At 68.0% G+C, this 20,345-nt stretch carries 25 protein-coding genes and 2 pseudogenes; 9 read left to right on the forward strand and 18 right to left on the reverse strand.

Features of this window, described 5'->3' with window-relative positions:
• From ACFWPX_RS30695 to ACFWPX_RS30735, 9 genes and pseudogenes are all read right to left on the reverse strand, one after another.
• The coding region (locus tag ACFWPX_RS30695; protein ID WP_378931372.1) for an NAD(P)-binding protein at positions 1–237 on the reverse strand (237 nt) is incomplete at its 3' end.
• Entirely contained in the window at positions 234–569 is a 336-nt protein-coding gene (fdxA, locus tag ACFWPX_RS30700; RefSeq protein ID WP_378914482.1) for a ferredoxin, read from the reverse strand. The genes ACFWPX_RS30695 and fdxA, both read right to left, overlap by 4 nt.
• Positions 566–1,321 (reverse strand): ABC transporter ATP-binding protein, encoded by a 756-nt coding sequence (locus ACFWPX_RS30705; protein WP_378914481.1) that lies wholly within the window; start codon positions 1,319–1,321, stop codon positions 566–568. Before ACFWPX_RS30705 ends, fdxA begins: the two co-directional genes overlap by 4 nt.
• A complete protein-coding gene (locus tag ACFWPX_RS30710) occupies positions 1,318–2,181 on the reverse strand; it encodes an ABC transporter permease (RefSeq protein ID WP_378914480.1) in 864 nt (287 codons plus the stop codon). Before ACFWPX_RS30710 ends, ACFWPX_RS30705 begins: the two co-directional genes overlap by 4 nt.
• Positions 2,182–2,210: 29 nt before the next feature.
• On the reverse strand, positions 2,211–3,623 hold the full coding sequence (locus tag ACFWPX_RS30715) for an ABC transporter substrate-binding protein (protein ID WP_378931376.1): 1,413 nt from the start codon (positions 3,621–3,623) through the stop codon (positions 2,211–2,213).
• Positions 3,624–3,633: 10 nt separating this feature from the next.
• A complete protein-coding gene (locus tag ACFWPX_RS30720) occupies positions 3,634–3,861 on the reverse strand; it encodes a ferredoxin family protein (protein WP_378914478.1) in 228 nt (75 codons plus the stop codon).
• Positions 3,861–6,585 (reverse strand): annotated as a pseudogene (locus tag ACFWPX_RS30725) (fumarate reductase/succinate dehydrogenase flavoprotein subunit). The gene ACFWPX_RS30720 and the pseudogene ACFWPX_RS30725 overlap by 1 nt, the downstream one beginning before the upstream one ends.
• Before the next feature lie 5 nt (positions 6,586–6,590).
• Positions 6,591–7,400 carry a GntR family transcriptional regulator gene (locus ACFWPX_RS30730; protein ID WP_378931378.1) on the reverse strand — a complete coding sequence of 270 codons (810 nt, stop codon included), beginning with the start codon at positions 7,398–7,400 and terminating at the stop codon, positions 6,591–6,593.
• 161 nt (positions 7,401–7,561) lie between these two features.
• Positions 7,562–8,155 carry a TetR/AcrR family transcriptional regulator gene (locus ACFWPX_RS30735; protein WP_378931380.1) on the reverse strand — a complete coding sequence of 198 codons (594 nt, stop codon included), beginning with the start codon at positions 8,153–8,155 and terminating at the stop codon, positions 7,562–7,564.
• Between the two features lie 57 nt (positions 8,156–8,212).
• Here ACFWPX_RS30735 and ACFWPX_RS30740 point away from each other — a divergent pair, with 57 nt between their 5' ends.
• Entirely contained in the window at positions 8,213–9,358 is a 1,146-nt protein-coding gene (locus tag ACFWPX_RS30740) for a glycosyltransferase (protein WP_378931383.1), read from the forward strand.
• Here ACFWPX_RS30740 and ACFWPX_RS30745 read toward each other — a convergent pair.
• Positions 9,355–10,284 (reverse strand): LysR substrate-binding domain-containing protein, encoded by a 930-nt coding sequence (locus tag ACFWPX_RS30745; protein ID WP_378914474.1) that lies wholly within the window; start codon positions 10,282–10,284, stop codon positions 9,355–9,357. The two genes, ACFWPX_RS30740 and ACFWPX_RS30745, sit on opposite strands and share 4 nt — an antisense overlap.
• Positions 10,285–10,320: 36 nt before the next feature.
• Positions 10,321–10,926, reverse strand: coding sequence for a YdcF family protein (locus ACFWPX_RS30750; protein WP_378931385.1), 606 nt, complete (start codon positions 10,924–10,926; stop codon positions 10,321–10,323).
• A gap of 107 nt (positions 10,927–11,033) precedes the next feature.
• Between ACFWPX_RS30750 and ACFWPX_RS30755 the strand changes: the two genes are divergently transcribed.
• Complete coding sequence (locus tag ACFWPX_RS30755) at positions 11,034–12,041, forward strand: YeiH family protein (RefSeq protein WP_378931387.1); 1,008 nt, start codon at positions 11,034–11,036, stop codon at positions 12,039–12,041.
• Positions 12,042–12,068: 27 nt separating this feature from the next.
• Here the strand turns inward: ACFWPX_RS30755 and ACFWPX_RS30760 are convergent, their stop codons facing one another.
• The gene (locus tag ACFWPX_RS30760) at positions 12,069–12,635 is read right to left on the reverse strand and encodes a hypothetical protein (protein WP_378931389.1); all 567 of its coding nucleotides are present in this window, start codon (positions 12,633–12,635) and stop codon (positions 12,069–12,071) included.
• An 86-nt stretch (positions 12,636–12,721) separates the two neighbouring features.
• On the opposite strand from ACFWPX_RS30760, the gene ACFWPX_RS30765 reads away from it, so the two are divergent.
• On the forward strand, positions 12,722–12,982 hold the full coding sequence (locus ACFWPX_RS30765; protein WP_378914470.1) for a hypothetical protein: 261 nt from the start codon (positions 12,722–12,724) through the stop codon (positions 12,980–12,982).
• 57 nt (positions 12,983–13,039) lie between these two features.
• Here ACFWPX_RS30765 and ACFWPX_RS30770 read toward each other — a convergent pair.
• Positions 13,040–13,264 (reverse strand): annotated as a pseudogene (locus tag ACFWPX_RS30770) (alpha-isopropylmalate synthase regulatory domain-containing protein); the annotation flags it as partial.
• A gap of 64 nt (positions 13,265–13,328) precedes the next feature.
• Here ACFWPX_RS30770 and ACFWPX_RS30775 point away from each other — a divergent pair.
• On the forward strand, positions 13,329–14,000 hold the full coding sequence (locus tag ACFWPX_RS30775; RefSeq protein ID WP_378931391.1) for a FadR/GntR family transcriptional regulator: 672 nt from the start codon (positions 13,329–13,331) through the stop codon (positions 13,998–14,000).
• Positions 13,997–14,779, forward strand: a complete 783-nt coding sequence (locus ACFWPX_RS30780; protein WP_378931393.1) for an ABC transporter ATP-binding protein — start codon at positions 13,997–13,999, stop codon at positions 14,777–14,779. The genes ACFWPX_RS30775 and ACFWPX_RS30780 overlap by 4 nt, the downstream gene beginning before the upstream one ends.
• On the opposite strand, the gene ACFWPX_RS30785 is transcribed toward ACFWPX_RS30780, so the two are convergent.
• Genes ACFWPX_RS30785 through ACFWPX_RS30800 form a run of 4 tightly spaced genes read right to left on the reverse strand, consistent with a single transcriptional unit; the run spans position 14,746 to position 16,982 of the window.
• Positions 14,746–15,681, reverse strand: a complete 936-nt coding sequence (locus tag ACFWPX_RS30785) for an ADP-ribosylglycohydrolase family protein (RefSeq protein WP_378914467.1) — start codon at positions 15,679–15,681, stop codon at positions 14,746–14,748. The two genes, ACFWPX_RS30780 and ACFWPX_RS30785, sit on opposite strands and share 34 nt — an antisense overlap.
• Positions 15,682–15,738: 57 nt before the next feature.
• Positions 15,739–15,948, reverse strand: a complete 210-nt coding sequence (locus ACFWPX_RS30790; RefSeq protein ID WP_378931396.1) for a hypothetical protein — start codon at positions 15,946–15,948, stop codon at positions 15,739–15,741.
• Between the two features lie 19 nt (positions 15,949–15,967).
• Positions 15,968–16,501: a MepB family protein gene (locus ACFWPX_RS30795; RefSeq protein ID WP_378931398.1), complete on the reverse strand. Its 534-nt coding sequence runs from the start codon at positions 16,499–16,501 to the stop codon at positions 15,968–15,970.
• Complete coding sequence (locus tag ACFWPX_RS30800; protein WP_378931400.1) at positions 16,485–16,982, reverse strand: hypothetical protein; 498 nt, start codon at positions 16,980–16,982, stop codon at positions 16,485–16,487. Before ACFWPX_RS30800 ends, ACFWPX_RS30795 begins: the two co-directional genes overlap by 17 nt.
• A gap of 144 nt (positions 16,983–17,126) precedes the next feature.
• On the opposite strand from ACFWPX_RS30800, the gene ACFWPX_RS30805 reads away from it, so the two are divergent.
• Entirely contained in the window at positions 17,127–17,651 is a 525-nt protein-coding gene (locus ACFWPX_RS30805; protein ID WP_378931402.1) for a DinB family protein, read from the forward strand.
• 1 nt (position 17,652) lies between these two features.
• Here the strand turns inward: ACFWPX_RS30805 and ACFWPX_RS30810 are convergent, their stop codons facing one another.
• Positions 17,653–18,306, reverse strand: a complete 654-nt coding sequence (locus tag ACFWPX_RS30810) for an HAD family hydrolase (RefSeq protein WP_378914463.1) — start codon at positions 18,304–18,306, stop codon at positions 17,653–17,655.
• A 158-nt stretch (positions 18,307–18,464) separates the two neighbouring features.
• Between ACFWPX_RS30810 and ACFWPX_RS30815 the strand changes: the two genes are divergently transcribed.
• The 3 genes from ACFWPX_RS30815 to ACFWPX_RS30825 all read left to right on the forward strand — a co-directional run bounded on the left by ACFWPX_RS30815 (position 18,465) and on the right by ACFWPX_RS30825 (position 20,331).
• The gene (locus tag ACFWPX_RS30815) at positions 18,465–19,139 is read left to right on the forward strand and encodes a hotdog domain-containing protein (protein ID WP_378914462.1); all 675 of its coding nucleotides are present in this window, start codon (positions 18,465–18,467) and stop codon (positions 19,137–19,139) included.
• A 188-nt stretch (positions 19,140–19,327) separates the two neighbouring features.
• A complete protein-coding gene (locus ACFWPX_RS30820) occupies positions 19,328–20,104 on the forward strand; it encodes a GntR family transcriptional regulator (protein WP_378914461.1) in 777 nt (258 codons plus the stop codon).
• Positions 20,104–20,331: a ferredoxin family protein gene (locus tag ACFWPX_RS30825; RefSeq protein WP_056816936.1), complete on the forward strand. Its 228-nt coding sequence runs from the start codon at positions 20,104–20,106 to the stop codon at positions 20,329–20,331. Before ACFWPX_RS30820 ends, ACFWPX_RS30825 begins: the two co-directional genes overlap by 1 nt.
• Positions 20,332–20,345: the final 14 nt, after the last annotated feature.

The following is a 20,345-nucleotide window of genomic DNA, read 5'->3' on the forward strand; positions in this document are numbered from 1 at the left end:
GAGCAGGCGGACCTGGTCTTTGTCGAGGACCTTGTGCAGGGCGGTGATGATGCCCTTGATGCGGGGGTGGTCGGGGGCGACGCCGTAGCGGATCAAGCCGAAGGGCGCGGGCATGCGCTCGTAGAGGTCGATGCTCACTCCCCCGTCCGAGCAGGCATCGGACTTCATCAAGGCGTCGGCGGCGTAGATACCGGCGGGCCCGGCGCCGATGATCGCTACCCGCAGTGGAGTTCTCACTTCTCGTACCCCGCGACGAACGGCGTGTCCACGCCGAGCTCACCCACCGTGCCCGCGCCGCCCGGCGAACCGAGCGCACCGGCGCGGCCGGGCAGCGCCGTGTCGAAGAAGGCCGCGTTCGTGGCGACGAAACCTTCCTGCCCGGCCGGGATGTCATCGTCGAGATAGATCGCCTCGACCGGGCAGACCGGTTCGCACGCACCGCAATCCACACACTCGGTCGGATGGATGTAGGCCATCCGGTCGCCGGTGTAGATGCAATCGACGGGACATTCCTCCACGCAGGCGCGATCCATGACGTCCACGCAGGCGGCTCCGATGACGAAGGTCATGGCTGTAGTTCCTTCTCGTTGGGCTCGCCGAGGGCGGCGAGGATTTCGTAACGCAGACGCGCGAATTCGGGTTCGAAGCGGGCACCGGGCGCGCGCGGCGAGGCGATCTCGATGACGCGCTGAATGCGGGCCGGGCGCGGGGTGAGCAGCACGATCCGGTCGGCCAGCAGCAGCGCCTCGTCGACGTCGTGCGTCACGAACAGCACCGTGGTCCGGCGTTGCCGCCACACCGAGATGAGCAGCCGCTGCATATCGGCGCGGGTCTGAGCGTCCAGGGCGCCGAACGGTTCGTCCATCAGCAGCACTCGTGGTCGCGCGGCCAGCGTCCGTGCCAGCTGCACGCGCTGGCGCATGCCGCCCGAGAGCGCACCGGGTAGATGGTCACCGAAGTCTGTGAGCCCCACCAGGTTCAGTAGTTGCTGGGCTTCGACGCGACGGTCGCGGCGTGACACCCCGCGCAGTTTCAGCGCGAACTCGACATTGCGCCGGGCGGTCCGCCACGGCAGCAACGCGTCCTCCTGGAACACCATCGAGCAGTGCTGCGCCGAGGGTCCACCGTCGACCGTGACCGTCCCACCGATCGGCGGCAGCAACCCGGCCATCGCCCGCAACACGGTGGATTTGCCGCAGCCCGACGGACCGAGCAGCACCACGATCTGCCCCGCGTCGACATCCAGATCGACTTCGGCGGCGAGACTTTCGCCGTAGGCGATACGTAATCCGTCGAGCCGCACCGCAGCGCCGGCGCTCATCGCTGCGCCCTTGGCAGCCACCGGTTCACCCGGCGCCCCGCCAGTTCGACCAGCCAGGCGGTGAACCAGCCGAGCAGCCCGATGGTGAGCATCCCGACGATCACCCCCGGATAGTCAAGCAGCCCGTAGGACTGCCAGGTGAAGTACCCGATGCCGAACTGACCCGAGATCATCTCCGCGCTGATCACGCAGATCCAGGCCACGCCCATCGCCACCGACAGCCCGGAGAAGATGCCCGGTAGTGCGCCGGGCAGGGCGATCTGGAACAGGATGTCGCGTCGGCGCGCGCCGAGGGTGTGTGCCGCCTCCTCCCATACCTTGGGCAGGGCGTGCATGGCGTGGATGGTGCTCACCGCGACCGGGAAGAACGCGGCGAAGAAGGTGATGAACACGATGCCCTGTTCACCGGTCGGGAACAGCAGGATGGCCAGCGGCACCAGGGCGATCGCCGGGATGGGCCGGAATACTTCGAGCACCGGCCGCACGAGTGCGCTCACCACGGCCGAGCGGCCGACTGCCATGCCGATCAGCACACCCGACACCGTGGCCAGGCCGAAGCCGATCAGGATGCGGCGAGTGCTGGAGAAGATGTCACGGTAGTAGGTCGACGCACCGAGCTGGGTGCGAAAGGAGTCGAATACTTGTGCGGGCGTGGGGATCTTGTCGAAGCGCAGCCAGAACACGACCTGGTTGGTGGTGAGCAAGTACCAGGCCAGCAACAGCGCGAACAGCGGTACGGCGGTCAGCGCGGCCTTGCGCGCCTTGGCGGGAACGGCGAAACGGGTGGGTGAACTCGTTGGCGTGGTGGCGGTTTCGGGTGCCGCGACGGGCGCGGTGCGTGGTTCGATGGAAACGGTCATGGTGAGCCTCCTGGTCTCACGTGACGGATTTAGCGGGCCTTCAGTGCTGCCTGGTAGTCGATCACCGTGACGCCCGGATGGGCGGCGGCGTACTGATGTGCGTCGGTACGGGTCGCGAAGGGCAGCAGCCGGTCGTCGGGGCCCGCGGCGGGATCGCTCACCCAGGTCGCGGTGGCGGCGAACAGCCGGGTGCCGGTGCTGTGGTCGGGCACGTAGGCGGCGCGGACGGTGGTGCCTGCGGCCGCGATCTGTCGCAGCAGACAGGTCGGGGTCTTGGCGACCGTGGTTGTCGGGGTGTTCGCGAACCACACCTCGGAGGCGGTAGCGAGGCCGTCCACCGCTCCCCCGCAGGTGGCATCGGTGCCGGTCAGTGATGCGGGGGCGGCCACCGATGCGCGGGCGGTGTCGTAATCGGCGCCGTAGACGGTGCGCACATAGCGGTCGTCGACGAACTCGCCGAGGTCCAGATCCGAGAGCGCGCCAAGGCTTTTCAGAAACGGCAGCAGCTTGCCGAGCGCGTCCACCTGCTGGGTCTTGATCGTCGGATCGAAGCTCACCAGGCCGTTCGGGCCGTTGTAGAGGTACACGACCTCGGCCGGTAACCCGGTGATCTCGGCGACTCGCTGTGCGGCCTCGAGTGGGTTCTCGTTGAGGTAGTCGGTGGTCTTGCGTACCGCGGTGAGGAACGCGGTGACGATGTCGGGGTTGCCGGTGCCGAAGCGTTCGCTCGCGACGACGGCGTGGAAGGTCGGAATGCCCGCGCTGCCACCGTCATAGAGCAGTTTCGCCTTGCCGTCGTAGACGAGTTTCTGTGGCCACGGCACGAATTGCGCCAGCGCGGCCACCTGATCCCCCTGGAGCGCCGAGGCGCCGACGGCGGGATCCTGGCCGAGCAGTTTCACCTCGTCGAGGGCCAGACCCGCCGCCGAGAGCCCGGTGGCGAGCATGCCGTGCGCGGCCGACCCGACGCTGGTCGACACGATCTCACCGCGCAGGTCGGTGATCGTGGCCGCCTTCGAATCCGTGGGCACCACAATCTGATTCAGCGAACCGCGCAGGTTGTAGCCGGTGACGGCGATCAGTTCGGACTTCACGTCGGCGTGGTCGCGGGTCTTGGAGCCGTTGACCAGGATCGGCGCGTCGCCCATCGAGCCGATGTCGACCTGACCCGCCAGCATCTGCGCGGTCAGCGGTGGACCCGCGGCGAAGTCCTTCCACTCCACCTTGTAGGTGAGGCCCTTGGCCCTGCCGAGTTCGGCGAGTTCGGCCTCGAAGGTGCCGCGATCACGCAGCAGGGTGCCGGCGGTGACGGTGTTGATGGTCTTGGACTGGTAGCCGATGTTCACGGTGACGGTCTTGCCGTCGTCGGCGCCCCCGCAGCCGGTGGCCAGGGAAGCGACCGCGGCGATGCCGAGCAGCAGCGCGGGGATTCGGATGCTCATGATGGCTCTCTCAACGCAACAGGATCGGAATGTTCACGGTGACGGCGCCGACCGGGCATCGCGCGGCGCACGGCCCGCAGTACCAGCATTCGTCGACGTGCATGTAGGCCTTGCCCGAATCCGGGTGGATGGCAAGGGAATCGAGCGGGCACATGTCCACGCAGAGGGTGCAGCCGTCGATACATTTCGCCTCGTCGACCGAGACGGGGACATCGAGGCGGGCATTGACCAGGGCCATCAGAGTTCCTTTCCAGAGTTGGCGATGCCGATGCGGGCGAAGGCACGGACGTCGGCGTCCGGGTCGTCGAGAGCCGTCTGCAGCGCCGAGGTGATGTCGCGTCGCTCGGCGATCCGTTCGGCCAGTGCGCGCACTGCCGCCTTGCGGACGTCGAGGTTGGGATCGGCGACCGCCGACAGCAGCGGTGCCGCGGCGAGTTCGGGGTCGGCGGCGGCCAGGGCGATCGCCGCCGCCTGCCGGACCTGCCATGCCGGGTCGGTGATGGACGCCGTGGCCGTCGCGGCGGCCTGCTCGTCGCAGCCGGTACCCGCCAGGCTCGACAGCGCGGCCGCCCGGACGAGCGGCTGGGGGTCGGCGGCCAAGGCGAGCAGGGTCACCGCGCCGCGCGGATCACCCACTGCCGCGATACCTTTCGCGACACTGATCCGCACTTCCTTGTCTTCGTCGTCGGCGGCGACGGCGAGTTCGTCGAGCGCGTCGACCGAGGTGAGGCCGGCGACCACCGTGCGCCGCACCGCGACATTCGGATCGGCCAGCCATCGCCTCAGCTCACCCGCATCCACCCTGCGGTGGCGCCACAGCGCCTCGATCGCGGCCGAGCGCACCGCCGGTTCCGTCGCAGCGACGCAATTACGCAGTGCCGCATCGAATTCCGGACCAGGCACGAGTACCTCGAGGAGTTCGGTGAGCAAGCCGATGGCGGCGTGACGCACGTCGACATCGGCATCGGCGAGTGCCGTGGCGAAGATCGGAGCGGCCTCGGCCCAGGCGTCGGTGGTCTCGCTGAGCACCGACAGTGCCGTGCGGCGCACTTCTGGGTCGGGGTCGGTGATGAACGGGGTGAGTTCGTCGAGCTCGGGGCACTCGTCCGCCAGCTCGAGCAGGGCCAGCAGGCGGGCGCTCATCGGACGCCTCCCACTTCGAGGTCGCCGACATTCCTCAGGCTCGGCAGGTGTGTGATCATCGCGCACCCCACGCGCCGACGAGTTCGGGTGCGGAGACGTCGGCGACGCCGTCGGGACGGACGAAGCCCGGCACCGGCACGATGTAGGGGGCGACCGGCCTGGTGCGGAACTCCATCGCCCCGCCGGCCCCGCGATACAGGTTCAAGTGGCAGAACCATTCGGCATCGTTGCGTCCGGGCCAGTCGGCGCGCTGATGGTAGAGCCCCCAACGGCTTTCGGTGCGTCGCAGTGAAGCCCGCGCCGCCATCTCGGCACAGTCGCGAATGAAGGTCACCTCGGCGCAGCGCATCAGTTCGTGCGGGGTCTGGCCGCCCATCGCGGCGATTTCGGTCTGCATCCGTTCGAAGGCTTCGACGCCGAGCGTCAGATACGACTGCGCCTTGGGCGGCTGGAGATAGTCGTTGACGAAGCGGCGCAGTTTGTATTCGACCTGCGGCTGGGGCGGGCCGTCGGGATTGCGCAGCGGGCGGTAGATCAGGTCGTGGGCGGCTTCGATCTGGTCGGCGGGCAGTTCCGGATGTGCTGCGCTGCGGGCGAATTCGCTCGCGTGCTCGCCCGCGATGTCGCCGTAGACGAAGGCGCCGATCATGTAATTGTGCGGCACCAGTGCCATATCCCCCGCCGCGTACAGACCGGGCACCGTGGTGGCGGCGTGTTCGTCGACCCAGACTCCGGACGCGGAATGGCCACTGCACAAACCGATCTCGGAGATGTGCATCTCGATGTCGCCGGTGCGGTAGTCGGTGCCGCGGCCTTCGTGGAAGGTGCCGCGGGTGGGGCGTTCGGTGGTGTGCAGGATGCCTTCGATCTCGCGGATCGTGGCATCGGGCAGGTGACTCAGCTTCAGGTAGATCGGGCCGCGGGCGCTGTCGAGTTCGCGTTTGACCTCGGCCATCATCTGACCCGACCAGTAGTCGCAGTCGACGAAGCGGTTGCCTTCGGAGTTGACCTGGTAGCCGCCGAACGGGTTGGCCACATACGCGCAGGCAGGACCGTTGTAGTCCTTGATCAGCGGGTTGATCTGGAAGCACTCGATGCCCGAGAGTTCGGCGCCCGCGTGGTAGGCCATGGCGTAGCCGTCGCCCGCGTTGGTCGGGTTCTCGTAGGTGCCGTAGAGATAGCCCGAAGCGGGCAGCCCGAGCCGACCGCACGCACCCGCGGCCAGGATCACCGCGCCCGCCGAGATGGTGACGAATTCGCCGGTGCGCGTGTCGAATCCGACCGCGCCGACCGCACGTCCGTCGACGGTGAGTACCCGCACCGGCATCACCCGGTTGCTGATGGTCACCTTGGATCGGACGTCGCGGGCGCGCAGGGTGCGGTAGAGCACCTTCTTCACGTCGCGCCCCTCCGGCATCGGCAGGACATAGGAGCCGGAGCGGTGCACCTTGCGGACCGCGTATTCGCCGTGCTCGTCCTTCTCGAACTTGACGCCGTAGCCCTCGAGTCGCTGCACCATCTCGAAACCCCTTGTCGCGGTTTCATAGACGGTGCGCTGGTTGACGATGCCGTCGTTGGCGACGGTGATGTCGGCGACGTAGTCCTCGGGGCTGGCCTTGCCGGGGACGACAGCATTGTTGACACCGTCCATGCCCATGGCGAGCGCGCCGGAGTGCCGGACGTGGGCCTTCTCGAGCAGCAGCACGTCGGCGCCGTGGCGGGCGGCGGTGAGCGCGGCCATGGTGCCCGCGGTGCCGCCGCCGACGATCAGGACATCGCAGACCAGTTCTCGCCGGTCGGTCAGCGGTGGAATCTGCATGGGGATCAAGCCCTTTCGTGGTTGTCGCGGGTGCGCCGCGGGGTCACCGGAACGCGGTCGAGCCGCCCGGACAGGGAGAACCGGTCACCGCGATAGCGGATGTACTCGAGATCGACGGGTCGACCGGAATCGGTATAGGTGAGCCGTTCGAGGAACAGCAGCGGAGATCCCGCGCGGACCTGCAACAGTCCGGCGACGGTGGGGTCGGCGGCGACCGCCTCGATCGCGACCGCGGCCGAGCCGAGGGGCAGGCCCAGTTCGGCTTCCAGGAGGCCGAACACGTCGCAGCCGGTGAGGTCCTTGTCCAGGAGTGGGATGCCGACGTCGGCGGTGAGGTAGCTGGCGTCGAGCGACAGTGGCGCGCCGTCGAGGTAGCGCACCCGTTCCAGTGCCACGACCGGATCGCCGGGCTGGAGCTCGAGCCGTTCGGCGACCAGCGGTGTGGCGGGCACGATCTCGGCGAGCAGGACCTGGTTCACCACCCGGTCGCTGCTGGTCTCGAAGGTTTCGGCGAGGCCGCGCAGCCGGTCGAGACCCTGTACCGCCTTGTCTGCGACGACGAAGGTGCCCGCCCCGGGGACACGGTCGATCAGGCCCTCGTCGCGCAGCAGGGTGAGTGCGTCGCGGACGATATTGCGGCTGGTGGCGAAGTCGGCGGCGAGCTGAGGTTCGGCGGGCAGTGCGCGAGTGCCGTAGACGCCGCTGCGGATGCGGGCCCGCAGGATGTCGCGGATGCGCCGGGCCGGTGCGCTGCGTCTGCCCGAACCCGGATCGGGAGGCCGTGGCCTCGCCGAGGAGGTTGGAGTGGCTGTCATGCGGCAAATGCTGCGAACGCCACGTTACAAGGGACGTTTCGGGCAATTACCGGATGGTTACGCCAGTTCCTGATCGTCGGTGAGGGCCGTGACCTGCGGCGATGCCGACACACCTGCCAATCCCACCACTACCGGAGTGGGGAACTCGGCGCCCGGCGGACTCAGTCGGCGCCGAGATGGAGGCGGATCGTGTCACGTACCCAGCACCTGTACCGGTCGAGCGACCAACCTCGTTCGTTGACGAGATTCCCGTAGGTACCGGTGTTCACGAGGCCCCACAGCATGTCGGCCACCGATGCGACGTCGACCTTCGGCGGCAGTACGCCGTCTCGTTCGAGCCTGCGCCCGATATCGAGCAGCTCGCCGTAGCGATCGGCCTCGCGGACCCGCAAGGTCTCCTCGACTTCCGGATACTGGCGCCGAGCTACGACGAGCGCCTCGTGAATCCGCCACACCCTGGACGCGACCTCGACATCGGCGGCGATCGTCGCGTCGAGCGCCTCCCACGCGGTCATCGTGTCCGTGATCGGATGCCGTTCGATGGCCGGAACGACATCGGTGGCGTAGATGTGCAGATGCAGGTCGGTCAACAACTCGACCTTGGACGGGAAATGGAGGTAGATCGCCTGGCGTGAGACCCCGGCCTCCTTCGCGATAGCTCCGAGGCCGGCGCCGTGATAGCCGTGTTCCTCGAACATCGCGCGCGCCGACTCGAGGATCTGAGTCCGGGTTTGGGGACGTCCGCCACTTGACACGCTGTCAACCATACCGTACTTTACAAGCTGTCAAGCTAATCCTCGAGGAGGAACGTCATGGCTCGCTACCTGATCAGCACCTGGGACGGCGCGGGGAACCTCGTCCCGACTCTCGGCATCGCTCGTGCCCTGGTCGATCGCGGCCACGACGTCCGAATACTCGGCCACGAGACGATCGTGCAACGATGCGCCGATGTCGGCGCCCGCTTCGTCAGCTTGACGCAGAGCGAGGGCTGGGACGCGATATACACCCCGGACGACTTCGAAGCCGAGGTGAAGCTCATGATCGAGGAACTGTGCTTCAGTTCGGCCGTCGCGCGCGACCTCGCGCAGGAGCTGGACCGCGAGCCCGCGGATGCGGTGCTCGTCGATTGCCTGCTCTTCACCGCTATCGATGTCGCGCTGGCATCGGGCACTCCCACCGCGACGCTGTTCCACACGGCGTACACCATCTTCCGGGGCGGACCACTGGTCGAGATGTTCGCGCCGGGTATCGCGCTCGCGAACGCGGGGCGCGCGGAGCTCGGCCTGCCCGCGATCGAGAGCCTCGCCGATATCCATGACGCGTGCGCGCAGGCGCTCGTCGCGGTACCCAAGGAGTTCGAGCCCGACGGACCGGACGCAGCCAACGTGGTGCGCATCGGGCCGGTGCTCGACGCACCCGCGCTGTCGCGTGAGATCGACGAGGTCGATATCGGTGACGGTTCGAAGCCGCTGGTCCTGGTCGCGCTGAGCACGAGCGAGCAAGGTCAGGCCGAGCTGTTGCAGCGGTGTGTCGACGCGGTCGCACAGATGCCGGTGCGCGCCATCGTCACGACCGGAGCGGCGATCGACCCGGCGACAGTGCGGGCGGGGGTGGATACCCAAGTTGTGCGGTATGTGCCGCACGCCGAGATCCTTCCGTCGGCGTCACTGGTGATCACCCACGCCGGGCTCGGCACGACGATGGCCGCGCTCGGTCGTGGTGTGCCGCTGCTGTGCACCCCGATGGGCCGCGACCAGTTCTTCAATGCCGAACAGGTCCGAACCCTCGGAGCGGGCCTGATGCTGATGCCCGATGCGAGCAGCGAGGTGATCGCGCGGACCGCGGCACAGATCCTCGGCGACGGCAGCTTCGCCTCGGCCGCGAAACAGCTGGCCGTCACCATCAGCGGCTACGGCGGCGCGGCGAAGGCCGTTGCCGTGCTCGAAACGCTCGGCTAGGACGCTCGACCGCGTGCGGTCTCGAGCAGCGCTGCCCGCTCCACGAGCAGTTCGCCCGGCCCGGTCGGCGGGGTGTTGCGGCGCCAGATGGCCCGGAATTTGCGGGTCAGGCGGGCGGCATCGGCCGAAGGGACTTCCACCAGGGTGCCGGTGACGAGGTCGGGCGCGGCGATCAGTCGGCTCAGGACCGCGGGTGCCATGCCGGTTCGGGCCGCTGCGACGATCGCGGCGGTCGACCCGAGTTCCGCGGCCGGGCCTGCGGGTGCGGCCGCGGTGGCGAGCAGGTCCCACACGGTGTCGCGGGTGCCCGATCCGGGTTCGCGCCACAGCAGGGCGGTGCCTGCCAGCTCGGCCAGCGTGACCGGGGTCTTCCGTTGCGCCCATGGATGATTCGGTGCCACGACTACGACGAGGTCGTCGGCCCCCAGTACGCGACTGCCGAGTCCGGCCGGTGGATGTGGGCCTTCGACGAAGCCGAGATCGGCGGTGCCGTCCCGCACGAGGCCCGCGACCTGGGTCGAGTTCTCGACTTCGAGGGAGATCACGACTTCGGGGTGATCGGCGCGCAGGGCGGCGAGCCAATGCGGAATGCGGTGGTCGGCAATGGTTTTGGAGGCGGCGATGCGCAACCGTGGGGCCTGTGCGGCGCGGAGCCGGGCGAGGTCGTCCACGAGGTCGTGCACCGCGGCGAGAACGGTACGAGCGTGCGCGACGACGGCGCGGCCCGCGTCGGTCAGTTCGGAGCCGGTCGGTGCACGGTCGAGCAGCTTCACGTGCATGCGGCGTTCGAGTGCGCTGATCCGCATGCTCGCGGCGGGCTGGCTGACCCCGTGTCTGCGGGCGGCGGCGCCCAGGCTGCCCAGCTCGGCCACCGACACGAGGAGATCGAGGACCTCGAGGTCGGGTGTTCCGGGCGGCAGGGTCATGGCCCGATTATGGGCGACGGGTGGCGCGACACCACATCAGGCACTGTCGCCGCCGTGGACATGGCCGAATCGGCCACGCAATGTCTTCGCCACACCGTAGAGGGCGAACACCGGTTTCAGCGGCATCCATTCGCCGAACCGATACTCCCGTCCCGGGACGAGCCGGACGGCCAGTTCCGGGCTCTGTTCCGCGAGATAGGCGCGGGCGGTCTCGGCGTGCGTCGGCAGCGAGACGATCTTGATCCGGTCGACATCCTTCAGGTACGGGATCGCGAAAGCGATGTTCTCCCAAGTGGATCGGCTCGACTGCTCCAGCACCAGTTCGCCGTCGTAACCGCAGATTTCCACGGCGTAGCGCCCCATCAGCGCCGCCTCGGTCTCCGGACCGGCGCAGGCGCCCCCGCACAGGACGAGGCGGGTCGCGGTCGCGCGCGGATCGATGGATCGCAGGCCGGCACGCACCCGCCACCGGTTCATGCCGTTGGCACGCGAACCAGTGTTGCGATACCCCAGCACCACGATCGCTTCCGACCCCGCGCGCGGAGTACCGACGCCCCGACGGGAGGCGCGCCGATTCGCCCATTCACCCCACAACATCAGCCCGACACCGGTGGCGATAGTCAGCCCGGTTCGTTTCCGCACCTCTCCAGCAAACCACACACGCCGTCGGCAGGCCCATAAGCCACGTTGATGGGTACCTGCGAATTCGCTCTCTACCTCGGGATCCTCGGTGGCGCGAGGGTGAAGGAGTGAACCGCGTACACACTCTCGCTCCCGGTCTGGCCCTTGCCGCACTCTTGGCCACCGTGGCCACGCCGGTCGGCAAGGCGCTGCCGATGGTCGGTGCGCCGGTGCTCGCGCTCGGCGCCGGCGCTGTCGCCGGGATGGTCCTGCGCCGCAAGGACGTGACAGGCGAGACCTTCGGCCCGGGACTCGACGTCGCCCGGCAGCGGTTGCTCGGGGTGGCGATCGTGCTGCTCGGGCTCGGCCTGCCGCTCGGGTCGGTCCTGAGTGTGGGGCGCGAGACGGCGGTGGTGCTACTCGGGACATTGCTCGTCGGCGGTGTTGCGGCGTTCTTCGTCGGACGGATGCTGGCGGTGGACAAGGAGTCGGCGACCCTGATAGCCGTGGGCACGACGATCTGCGGCGCGTCCGCGATCGCCGCCGCCACCGCGGTCCTGCGACCCGACAAACAACGCGTCGCCTACGCCCTCGGCACCATCTTCATCTTCAATGTGACCGCCGTGCTGGTGTATCCGCCGCTCGGCCGCGCTCTCGGGCTGTCGCAGGAGGCGTTCGGGTTGTGGGCGGGCACCGCGATCAACGACACCTCGTCGGTCCTGGCCGCGGGCGTGATCTTCGGTGCCGGTGCGGCGCAATTCGCTGTGATCGTGAAAATGGTCCGCAGCCTCGCCATCATCCCGCTCTGCCTGGGCCTGCACGTCGGCCGCCGCCACATCGCCGAGCAGACCGATCTACCCCAGGCCTCCCTGCGCCAGGCGGTCCCCCTCTTCGTGGTCCTGTTCCTGGCCGCATCCGTCATCGCGGGCCTCGACATCATCCCCGCCGAGCTCACCGAGCCGCTCGCCACCACCAGCAGCTGGCTCATCGCCGCCGTCCTCGCCGCCATCGGCACCTCCCTGAGCCTCGCCCGCCTGCGCACCGCGGGCATCCGCCCACTGATCCTCGGCGGCGCCCTCGGCCTGATCCTCGGCACCACCAGCCTCGGCCTGATGTACCTGACGGGGTGGTGGTGACAGCGGTGGTCTGTCGCTACCGTCGGCTCAGCCGGGAATCGCCTCGGCGACGAGACCCATCAGAATCGTCGTGAAAGACAGGGACCCTGTTCCGAACGCCGCAGCGATGGCGTAGCCGATGAGTACGTCCTCCGTGGTGGGTACGGGTGGCTCGATCGTCCGGTTGAGAACCTTCGTCGGCAGCGCCCAGAATACGTCGACAGTGCCATCGGCCTTCACCGTCAGCTCACCGAAGTCATTTTCGATCTCGTACGGCTTTCCGTTCACGAACGTCGCCGTCTCGATGTCTTTGGGACGCATGCTGAGACAGCGGCCGTCGACCACAGCGGTGATGCGATAGCTCCGCTTGAGAAGCTTTCCCCGTCCGATGTCCAGGGCAAGAGCACGACCGTTCACGACCGCGGAGATGGCCGCCGTGTCCCGACTACCGAGGTGGCATCGCTTTCGCGTCCGAGGTCCTCGCCGCTCGATGACAACCGAGACCTCCACATCGGACGCCAGGAATGTCCGCACTCTCCCCTCGGAGCGTTCGATCACCAAGGTCCCCCACACCACGGTATCCACCTCGACACGATCGACTTCGGTCGTCCCCACGTTGCACCCCGCTCATCCCCGCCACACAGCGAACTACGAAGTTACGATTATCGGACATCGCATGTCGGCGCGGACAGGAGGATGTTATGAACAGTGTTTGCCGGATCATCGCCGCCGCGGGTGCCGCCGCGGCATTGACCCTGGCCACCGTGGGTACCGCGGCGGCCCAGGAACCCGAGCCGCCCTCGTCGCCGTTGGTCGAATTCATCGAGTCGTGGCCGCCGGCGCCCGCGGGGTGCAACGAGGCCTGGGACCCGATCGAGGATGCCGTCGAGGATTCGATCCCACCCCAGTACGAGGCGGAGTTCGACGCTTTCGACGACTGGTGCGAGGGCGAAGCGGACTGATACGGGGCGGCCGGCAGTGCGGCCGCCCCGATCGACCTGACCTGTCGCGTTGACCGCGTTCATCACCGCTTCGAGTGCGGCCGCCACGACCGAGGTGTCGCGGCCGAACGCCCAACCGTTGCGACCTGCCGCCCGGTATTCGACGTAGCTCACCGCCGTGCTGTCGGCGCCCCTGTCCACGGCATGCTGGGTCAGGCCGAGGATTTCGATGGGGTGGCCCGCCCCGGCGAGTGCGGCGGTCAGAGCATCGACCTGGCCCACACTGTGGTGTACCGAGTGCCGCTCGGTGCCGTCATGATGAGTAAACTTCTACCACAACTCCTCAGACAAGTAGAGAGGTTCTCGGGTGGTAGCGCAGGTAAGACGTCAGCCGTTGGCCGCACAAGCGGCCGAACTCCTGCTCGCTCGCATCCGTGCGGGCGAGTGGCCGCTGGGCCATCGACTACCGGGTGAGACGCTGCTCGCCGCCCAGCTGGGTGTCGGCCGTTCGACGCTGCGCGAGGCGATCCGGGAACTCGCGGGCAAGGGTGTGCTCGACAGCAGGCAGGGTTCCGGGGTGTTCGTGACCGCCCTCGACGTGTCCGAGGACTGGGATGTCGTGCTGCGTGGCGCCACGATCGCCGCGGTGATCGAGGCGCGCATCGCGATCGAGGCCGAGGCCGCCGCGCTCGCCGCGCAACGACGCACGCCTGCTGACCTGCGGGCCATCCGCCGCGCTCTGGCGGGTCGCCGGGCCGAGGGCCAGACCGTCGCCGATCACGTCGACGCCGACATGGCCTTCCATCGCGCGGTCATCGTCGCCGCCCACAACGACGTGCTCACCCAGCTGTTCGACAGCTTCCTCCCGCGACTGCGCCTGGCCATGATCGACATGCTCGCGCTGCGCCCGGTCCGCTCCGAGCAGGCCGACCACTTCGCGCACGAGCAGCTCGCCCAGGCGATCGCCGATCGAACCCCTACTGCCGCCGCGGAATTCAGCCGCACCCACCTGTCCGCTTTGAAGGAGGCCTTCACATGACCGGCGCCCCCGTGATCGAACTCGACGACGTGACCTTCCGCCGTGACGGCAAGAAGATCATCAACGGCATCTCGCTGACCGTGCGGGCCGGTGAGCACTGGGCACTGCTCGGCCCCAACGGCGCGGGTAAGAGCACGCTGCTCGGCTTCTGCGGCGCGGTCGCCTTCCCCACCACCGGGGCCGTGCGGGTGCTCGGCGAACAGTTCGGCCGGGTGGAGCTGGCCCGGTTGCGCCGCTCGATCGGCCACGTCAACCCGCGTCACCCCCTGCGCTACGCGCTCACGGTGCGCGAGGTCGTCCTCACCGGAGTCACCGGCACGATCGATACTCCGATGCGGTGGTCACCCACCTCCGAGGATCTCGCCCGCGCCGACGCCATCATCGACACTCTCGGCCTGTCCACGAAGACCGACGACATCTGGCCCACCCTGTCCCATGGCGAACGCGGCCGCACCCTCATCGCCCGCGCCCTCATCAGCGACCCCAGAGTCCTGCTCCTGGACGAGCCGTCCACCGGCCTCGACCTGGCCGCCCGCGAACAACTCCTCACCACCATCGACACCCTCGATCACACCCACCCCGAGGTCGCCTCGATCCTGGTCACCCATCACCTCGAGGAACTCCCGAGCACCACCACCCACGCCCTGCTCATCGCCGACGGCCACACCGTCGCCGCCGGCCCCGCCACCGAGGTCATCACCACCGACCACGTCTCCACCGCCTTCGCCCACCCGATCGAAGTCCGCTACGACGGCCGCTGGAGCGCCCGCGCCCGCTGAGGACCCACCACCCATTCGGGCAGTGGTTCGCGCGCAATGAGCCACTGCTCCGGGATCCCACGGGTGCGATCCCGGATTCCGGTCCCGGTGTGGGCCGCCACGATTCCGCCGACGATCGCGGCCGTGGTGTCGGCGTCTCCGCCCGCCTCGACGCAGGCGCGGACCGCCGCCGGATAGTCGTCCAGATAGGTGGCGGCTGCCCACAATGTGAAGGGCACGGTGTCCTGAGCGCTGACCCGTGCGCCGTTGCCGAGTTCGTAGGCCGCTTCGGCTACCGTTCGGCCGAGCAATTGCCGGGCGCGACGGACACCCTGCGCGGTGAGCCCGTCGACCAGATACGGCACGACTGCCAGCAGCAATTCATCAGGCGTACAGCCCTTTTCGCGCGTGACTGCCGCATGTGCGGCCGCGACCGCGACGGCCATCGCACCCACGATCGCTTCCGGGTGCCGATGGGTCACCTCGGCGGACAGCGCTGCCTGCGCTGCCGCCCGATCCGGATCTCCGGCGAAATACGCCCCGAGGGGCGCCACCCGCATCGCCGCACCATTTCCCCACGACCCGCGCCCGTCGAATACGGCACCCGCGGCTTCGGCCCACGGCCGCCCGTCGCGAATCTCGTGCAACACAACAACTGTGCCGGGACCGTAGCCGCGATACGGTTCGCACCGTTGCGCGAATGCGGCCGCGAGCGCATCGCGATCCACACCGCCGCGGTCTCGGATTTCGGCGTACACCGAGCACGCCATCTCGGTGTCGTCGGTCCATTGCCAGGGTGCGGCCGGCGCTCGTCCGGCGAGCAGATCAGGGACGGAGCGTCCGGGGACGAAGAATTGAGCGCCCAGCGCATCCCCTACGGATAAGCCTTCGAGGCTGTCGAACGAGGGATCGGAATTCAGCATGCTGGACGCAATCATCGCCCATTCGGAGCAAGCGCCGCAAGACGAACTCCGAACGGGCTACACCAACTCGACCTCGTCGAATCCGACTGTCAACCTATGCCGCCGCTCCCGCAGAACATTCCCTTCCCGGTGAACGGTCCCCTCCCCGAATTCGATGCGCAGCTCCGCCCGCCGAGCATCGACCTCCTGTACAACACCGCAGATGCCGCTGAACGGGCCCGCCGGAAAATACACGACATCGCCCGGACCGTATTCGGTAATCCCCACGGCGCCACTGTAATTCACATCAGCGCGTCTCGTCGCCGTCCGATGTGTCAGATCGAGGGCGCACCGGTTCGTAGAGATTCCGGGCGGCCTGCGGATCGATATTCTCGAGATCGAGAAAGTAGCGGCACTGCCACTCCTGTGAGCGTCGCGCCTGCTTGTTCTCCACCACCGACCACGGCGGGTACACCCGGAATCCGCGCTTGCCGCCACGACCGGCGACCGACACGATTCCGTGCTCGACAAGTGCGCTCTTCGGGAATACGAACTGTCCGAAACGCGGTCCCGCGCGGGCGGTGATCACCAGTAGATCGGCGCAGTCTTCGGCGGCGAAAGGCTCCGTCGAACCGTCCTCGGCACGCCGCCACACGGCAACGAACACGCCCACCTTCGTCGGAGTTTGCTTGCCTACCCGGAACCGGACAGCGCTACCGCCGATCCCGGACACGAATGCTCCGTAATCAGCGTTCTCCGCCTCGGGAACCGCGGCCGAAATGTCCAGTCCCAGCACAGCGATGAGATTGCGTGCCTCGACCACGTCAGGATGCACGATCATCGGTCCCGTCGAATTCGAGATCGAAGTCCTCGAGGAGTTCGTCGGCGCGGGAGAGGGCTTGGTCCAGTTCGTCGGCGACGGAGTCCATGACGGAGATGCCGTCGAGCATGTCGGAGAGTTCGGTGTGCAGGGCGTGGAGTTCGGCGATGGCGGGGTCGACCGTGGTCCATGCGACGGTGTCGGACCACCAGGTATCGCGTTGGACCCAGGACCAGACGATGTCACGGACGAGCAGGGCGTCGGTGGTGAACAGCTGGCGATGCTCGGCGCCGGTGATGTGCTCGAGTTCGTAGGTGCCGTCGTCGAGGTAGCGCGCCTGGATGTAGTCGGTCGGGGTGCGCGTCAGCAGGAGGAACGGGTGTTCCGGTGCCGGATCGGTGGCGGAGGCGCCGGGCCGGGCCGGGTCGACAGGGTGTGGCTCCTCCGAGCCGTCACCGACGTGGACTACGACTTCGGGCTGGTCGTCGCTTTGCTCACCCATCGGGCCAGTGTGCCGGATCGGTAAGGACACCGGAGAGCCGGACCGATGAATCGGTGACGTATCTTCCGGGTGATTCGGCCACACGGTTCACCGGCGACTGAAATCGGGCTGCACCGCGATATGGCGGCGGGTAGCCTCGCCCCGATGACGTGGAAAGCACCCGAACTCGAGCCGACCAGGACCCTGGTAGGCGCTGACGAGCGGGCAATGTTGCAGTCCTGGTTGGACTTTCATCGCCAGACGTTGCTCGGCAAATGCGGTGGACTCGACGGCGAACAGCTCGCGACGCGGTCGGTGGAGCCGTCGTCGCTGTCGCTGCTCGGGCTCGTCCGGCATCTGACCGAGGTGGAGCGGGGCTGGTTCCGGCTGTCCGCGGCGGGCGAGGAGGTCGAACCGGTCTACAGCTCCCCGGTCGAGCCCGACGCCGACTTCGACGACCTCGCGTCCTTGCCCGCCGAGGAGGTTTTCGCCGCCTTCCACGCCGAGATCGCCGACTGCGACGCCGCCGTCGCCGGCCTCTCCCTCGACCACGTGTTCCACGTGCCGTGGCGCAGCGACGACTACACCCTGCGCTGGGTGTACCTGCACATGATCGAGGAATACGCCCGCCACAACGGCCATGCAGACCTGCTGCGCGAGCGGATCGACGGCGTCACCGGCAGCTTCTGAGTCAGGTACCGATCACGACATCGGCAGTGAGCTGGTCGAGATCGTCGATGACCGCCGCGGCCAGGGCGAGCGCGTCGGGCAGCGGGGGGAATTCCGGGCGCGGCGCCGCGATCAGGCGCATCCCGGCGCGGTGCGCGGAGAGCAGCCCGTTGGTCGAATCCTCCACGGCCGTACAGGCGTTCGGATCCAGGCCGAGGCGCTGCGCGACGGTGAGATACACATCGGGTGCGGGCTTGCCCCGACCGACCTCCTCGGTGGACAGCACCACGGTGAAATAGTCGATCAGCCCTGCCTTCGCGAGCACCAGATCGATCAGCGCGGCAGGCGAAGAGCTGGCCAGGCCGAGTTTCCAGGAGCCCGCGCACCGCCGCACCGCGTCGATCGCGCCGGGCAGCAGCGGAACGTGGTGAGCGTATTCGTCGGCCATCAGATCGATGATGTCGGCAGCGACCTTGTCGGCCGGTGCGGCCACACCGAGATCGTCGGCCAGGTACGACGACCACTCGACGGTGCTCATCCCCATCATCTTCTTCTGCGAATCCGGTTGCCACCGACCATTTTTCAGAACGACGTAATCGTGCCTGACCTTTTCCCAGATGGGTTCGGAATCGATCAGCACACCATCCATGTCGAACACAACCGCCGCGATACCCATGCGTTCAGCCTTTCGCCGCTCACCCGGAGGGGCACCACCGACGGTGCGCCGACTCTCCGGTACCAAGGAGACCTACTCGGTGATCGGCACCCAGCCTAGTTGACCTGACACCGATCCCCGACGCGAACATCCAGCTGGGCAGCGATAACGTGTTGCATATGGACGATACACAGGTCGGCAGCTCGCTCCCGGACGAGAAGCATCACGAAGGCGGATTCCGGCCGGTTGCCGAGCTGATCCAGGCACGCAAGGATCGCAGCGGCGAGTCGACCGCGGGCGGGCCGCACTACGGCGAACTGATCGAACAGGCCCGCGTGCTGATGGACCGGGCGCGGCTGGTGAGCCCGTCCGACGAGCTCGCCAAGGAGGCCATCGCCATCCTCGAGCAGCTCAATGCCCGCCTCGAGGAGGCGGTGGTGGACGAGTGGTCCTCGCCCAGCTGGTCGCGCACCGACCTGCCCGCGCGCGGCAACATCACCCTGCCGCCGTACACGGTGATCAGCGGTGACCGCGACGGTGTCACCGCGAAGGTCACCTTCCGCACCTTCCACCTGGGCGGCAACAACGCCGCCCACGGCGGGCACATCGCGCTCGCTTTCGACGACATCATCGGCATGACCGCCGCGCTGTCCACCAAGTCGGTGACCCGCACGGCCTCGCTCACCCTCGACTACCGGTCGATCACACCGCTCAATCGCGAACTGACGGTCCGCGCGTGGACCGAACGCGTCGAGGGCCGCAAGGTGTACCTACGGGCGACGCTGCACGACGACGAACGTCTATGCGCCGAGGCGAAGGGACTGTTCATCGTGCTCAACCCCGGCCAGCCCTGAATCCGTTCCGACATTGCGATCGACGTGATCGCAATGTCGGCCGCGTGCCGCGAGGTGGCGCAATAGCGGTTTCCCGGCCGATACCCGCAGGTCGCGCGAACCGCCACCCGGCGTAGAAACATCCCCTGAATTCACGCCGGAATCGCGGCGGGCCGGGTGCCGCGTAATCGCCGCTATCGTCGCTGTTCATGCAGGTCAGCGAGAAAACAGGGGCGCCGGAGCCCACCCCGATCCGCGGTCAGCGCGCCGATCGGGCGCGCCGGGTCGCCGATATCCTGCGCCACCAGATCCTGGCGGGCGCGGTGGCGGGCACGGTGCCCGGCGAGCAGGAACTCGCCGCCGAGCACGGCACCTCCCGCAACACCGTGCGCGAAGCACTGGCGCTGTTGCGCGACGAGGGGCTCATCGATCGCGCCCCGAAACTCGGCACCAGGGTCGCCGCCCGCAAGTTCGACCACGGCCTCGATGCCCTGCTCGGCCTGCAGGAGACCCTCAAAGGACACGGCACCGTCCGCAACGAGGTCCGTGCCGCCACCACGATCACCGCTCCCCCGGCCGTCGCGCGCCGGCTCGAGCTGGCCCCGGGCGACAAGGTCGTCTACATCGAACGGCTGCGGTTTCTCGCCGATCTGCCGCTGAGCCTCGACCTCACCTACCTCGCGCCCGATATCGGCACCGAGCTGCTCACCCACGACCTCGAGACCACCGACGTGTTCGTGCTGCTCGAACAGGTCACCGGGCAATCGCTGGGCGCCGCCGACCTCGCACTCGAAGCCGTCGCGGCCGACCCACACACCGCGACCACCCTGGACACCCCGGCCGGTGCGCCGCTGCTGATGCTCGAACGCCTCACCCACCTCGACGACGGGCGCCCCGTCGATCTCGAATACATCCGCATGCGCGGTGACCGCATCACCATGCGCGGCAGCCTCACCCGCAGCACCCCCGAATGGAAGGTCCTGTAATGGCACTGGTCCCCCAGCGCGCCGACGTCCCGGTGACGATCGACGAGTCACTGTGCATCACCGGCTGCACTCTCTGCGTGGACATGTGTCCGCTCGATTCCCTTGCCATCCACGATGATTCGGGCAAGGCCTACATGCACGTCGACGAGTGCTGGTACTGCGGGCCGTGCGCGGCACGCTGCCCCACCGGCGCCGTCACCGTCAACATGCCCTATCTGCTCCGCTGAACCCGGGAACCCCA

The sequence above is a fragment of the Nocardia sp. NPDC058518 genome (assembly GCF_042719655.1).
GTDB lineage: Bacteria > Actinomycetota > Actinomycetes > Mycobacteriales > Mycobacteriaceae > Nocardia.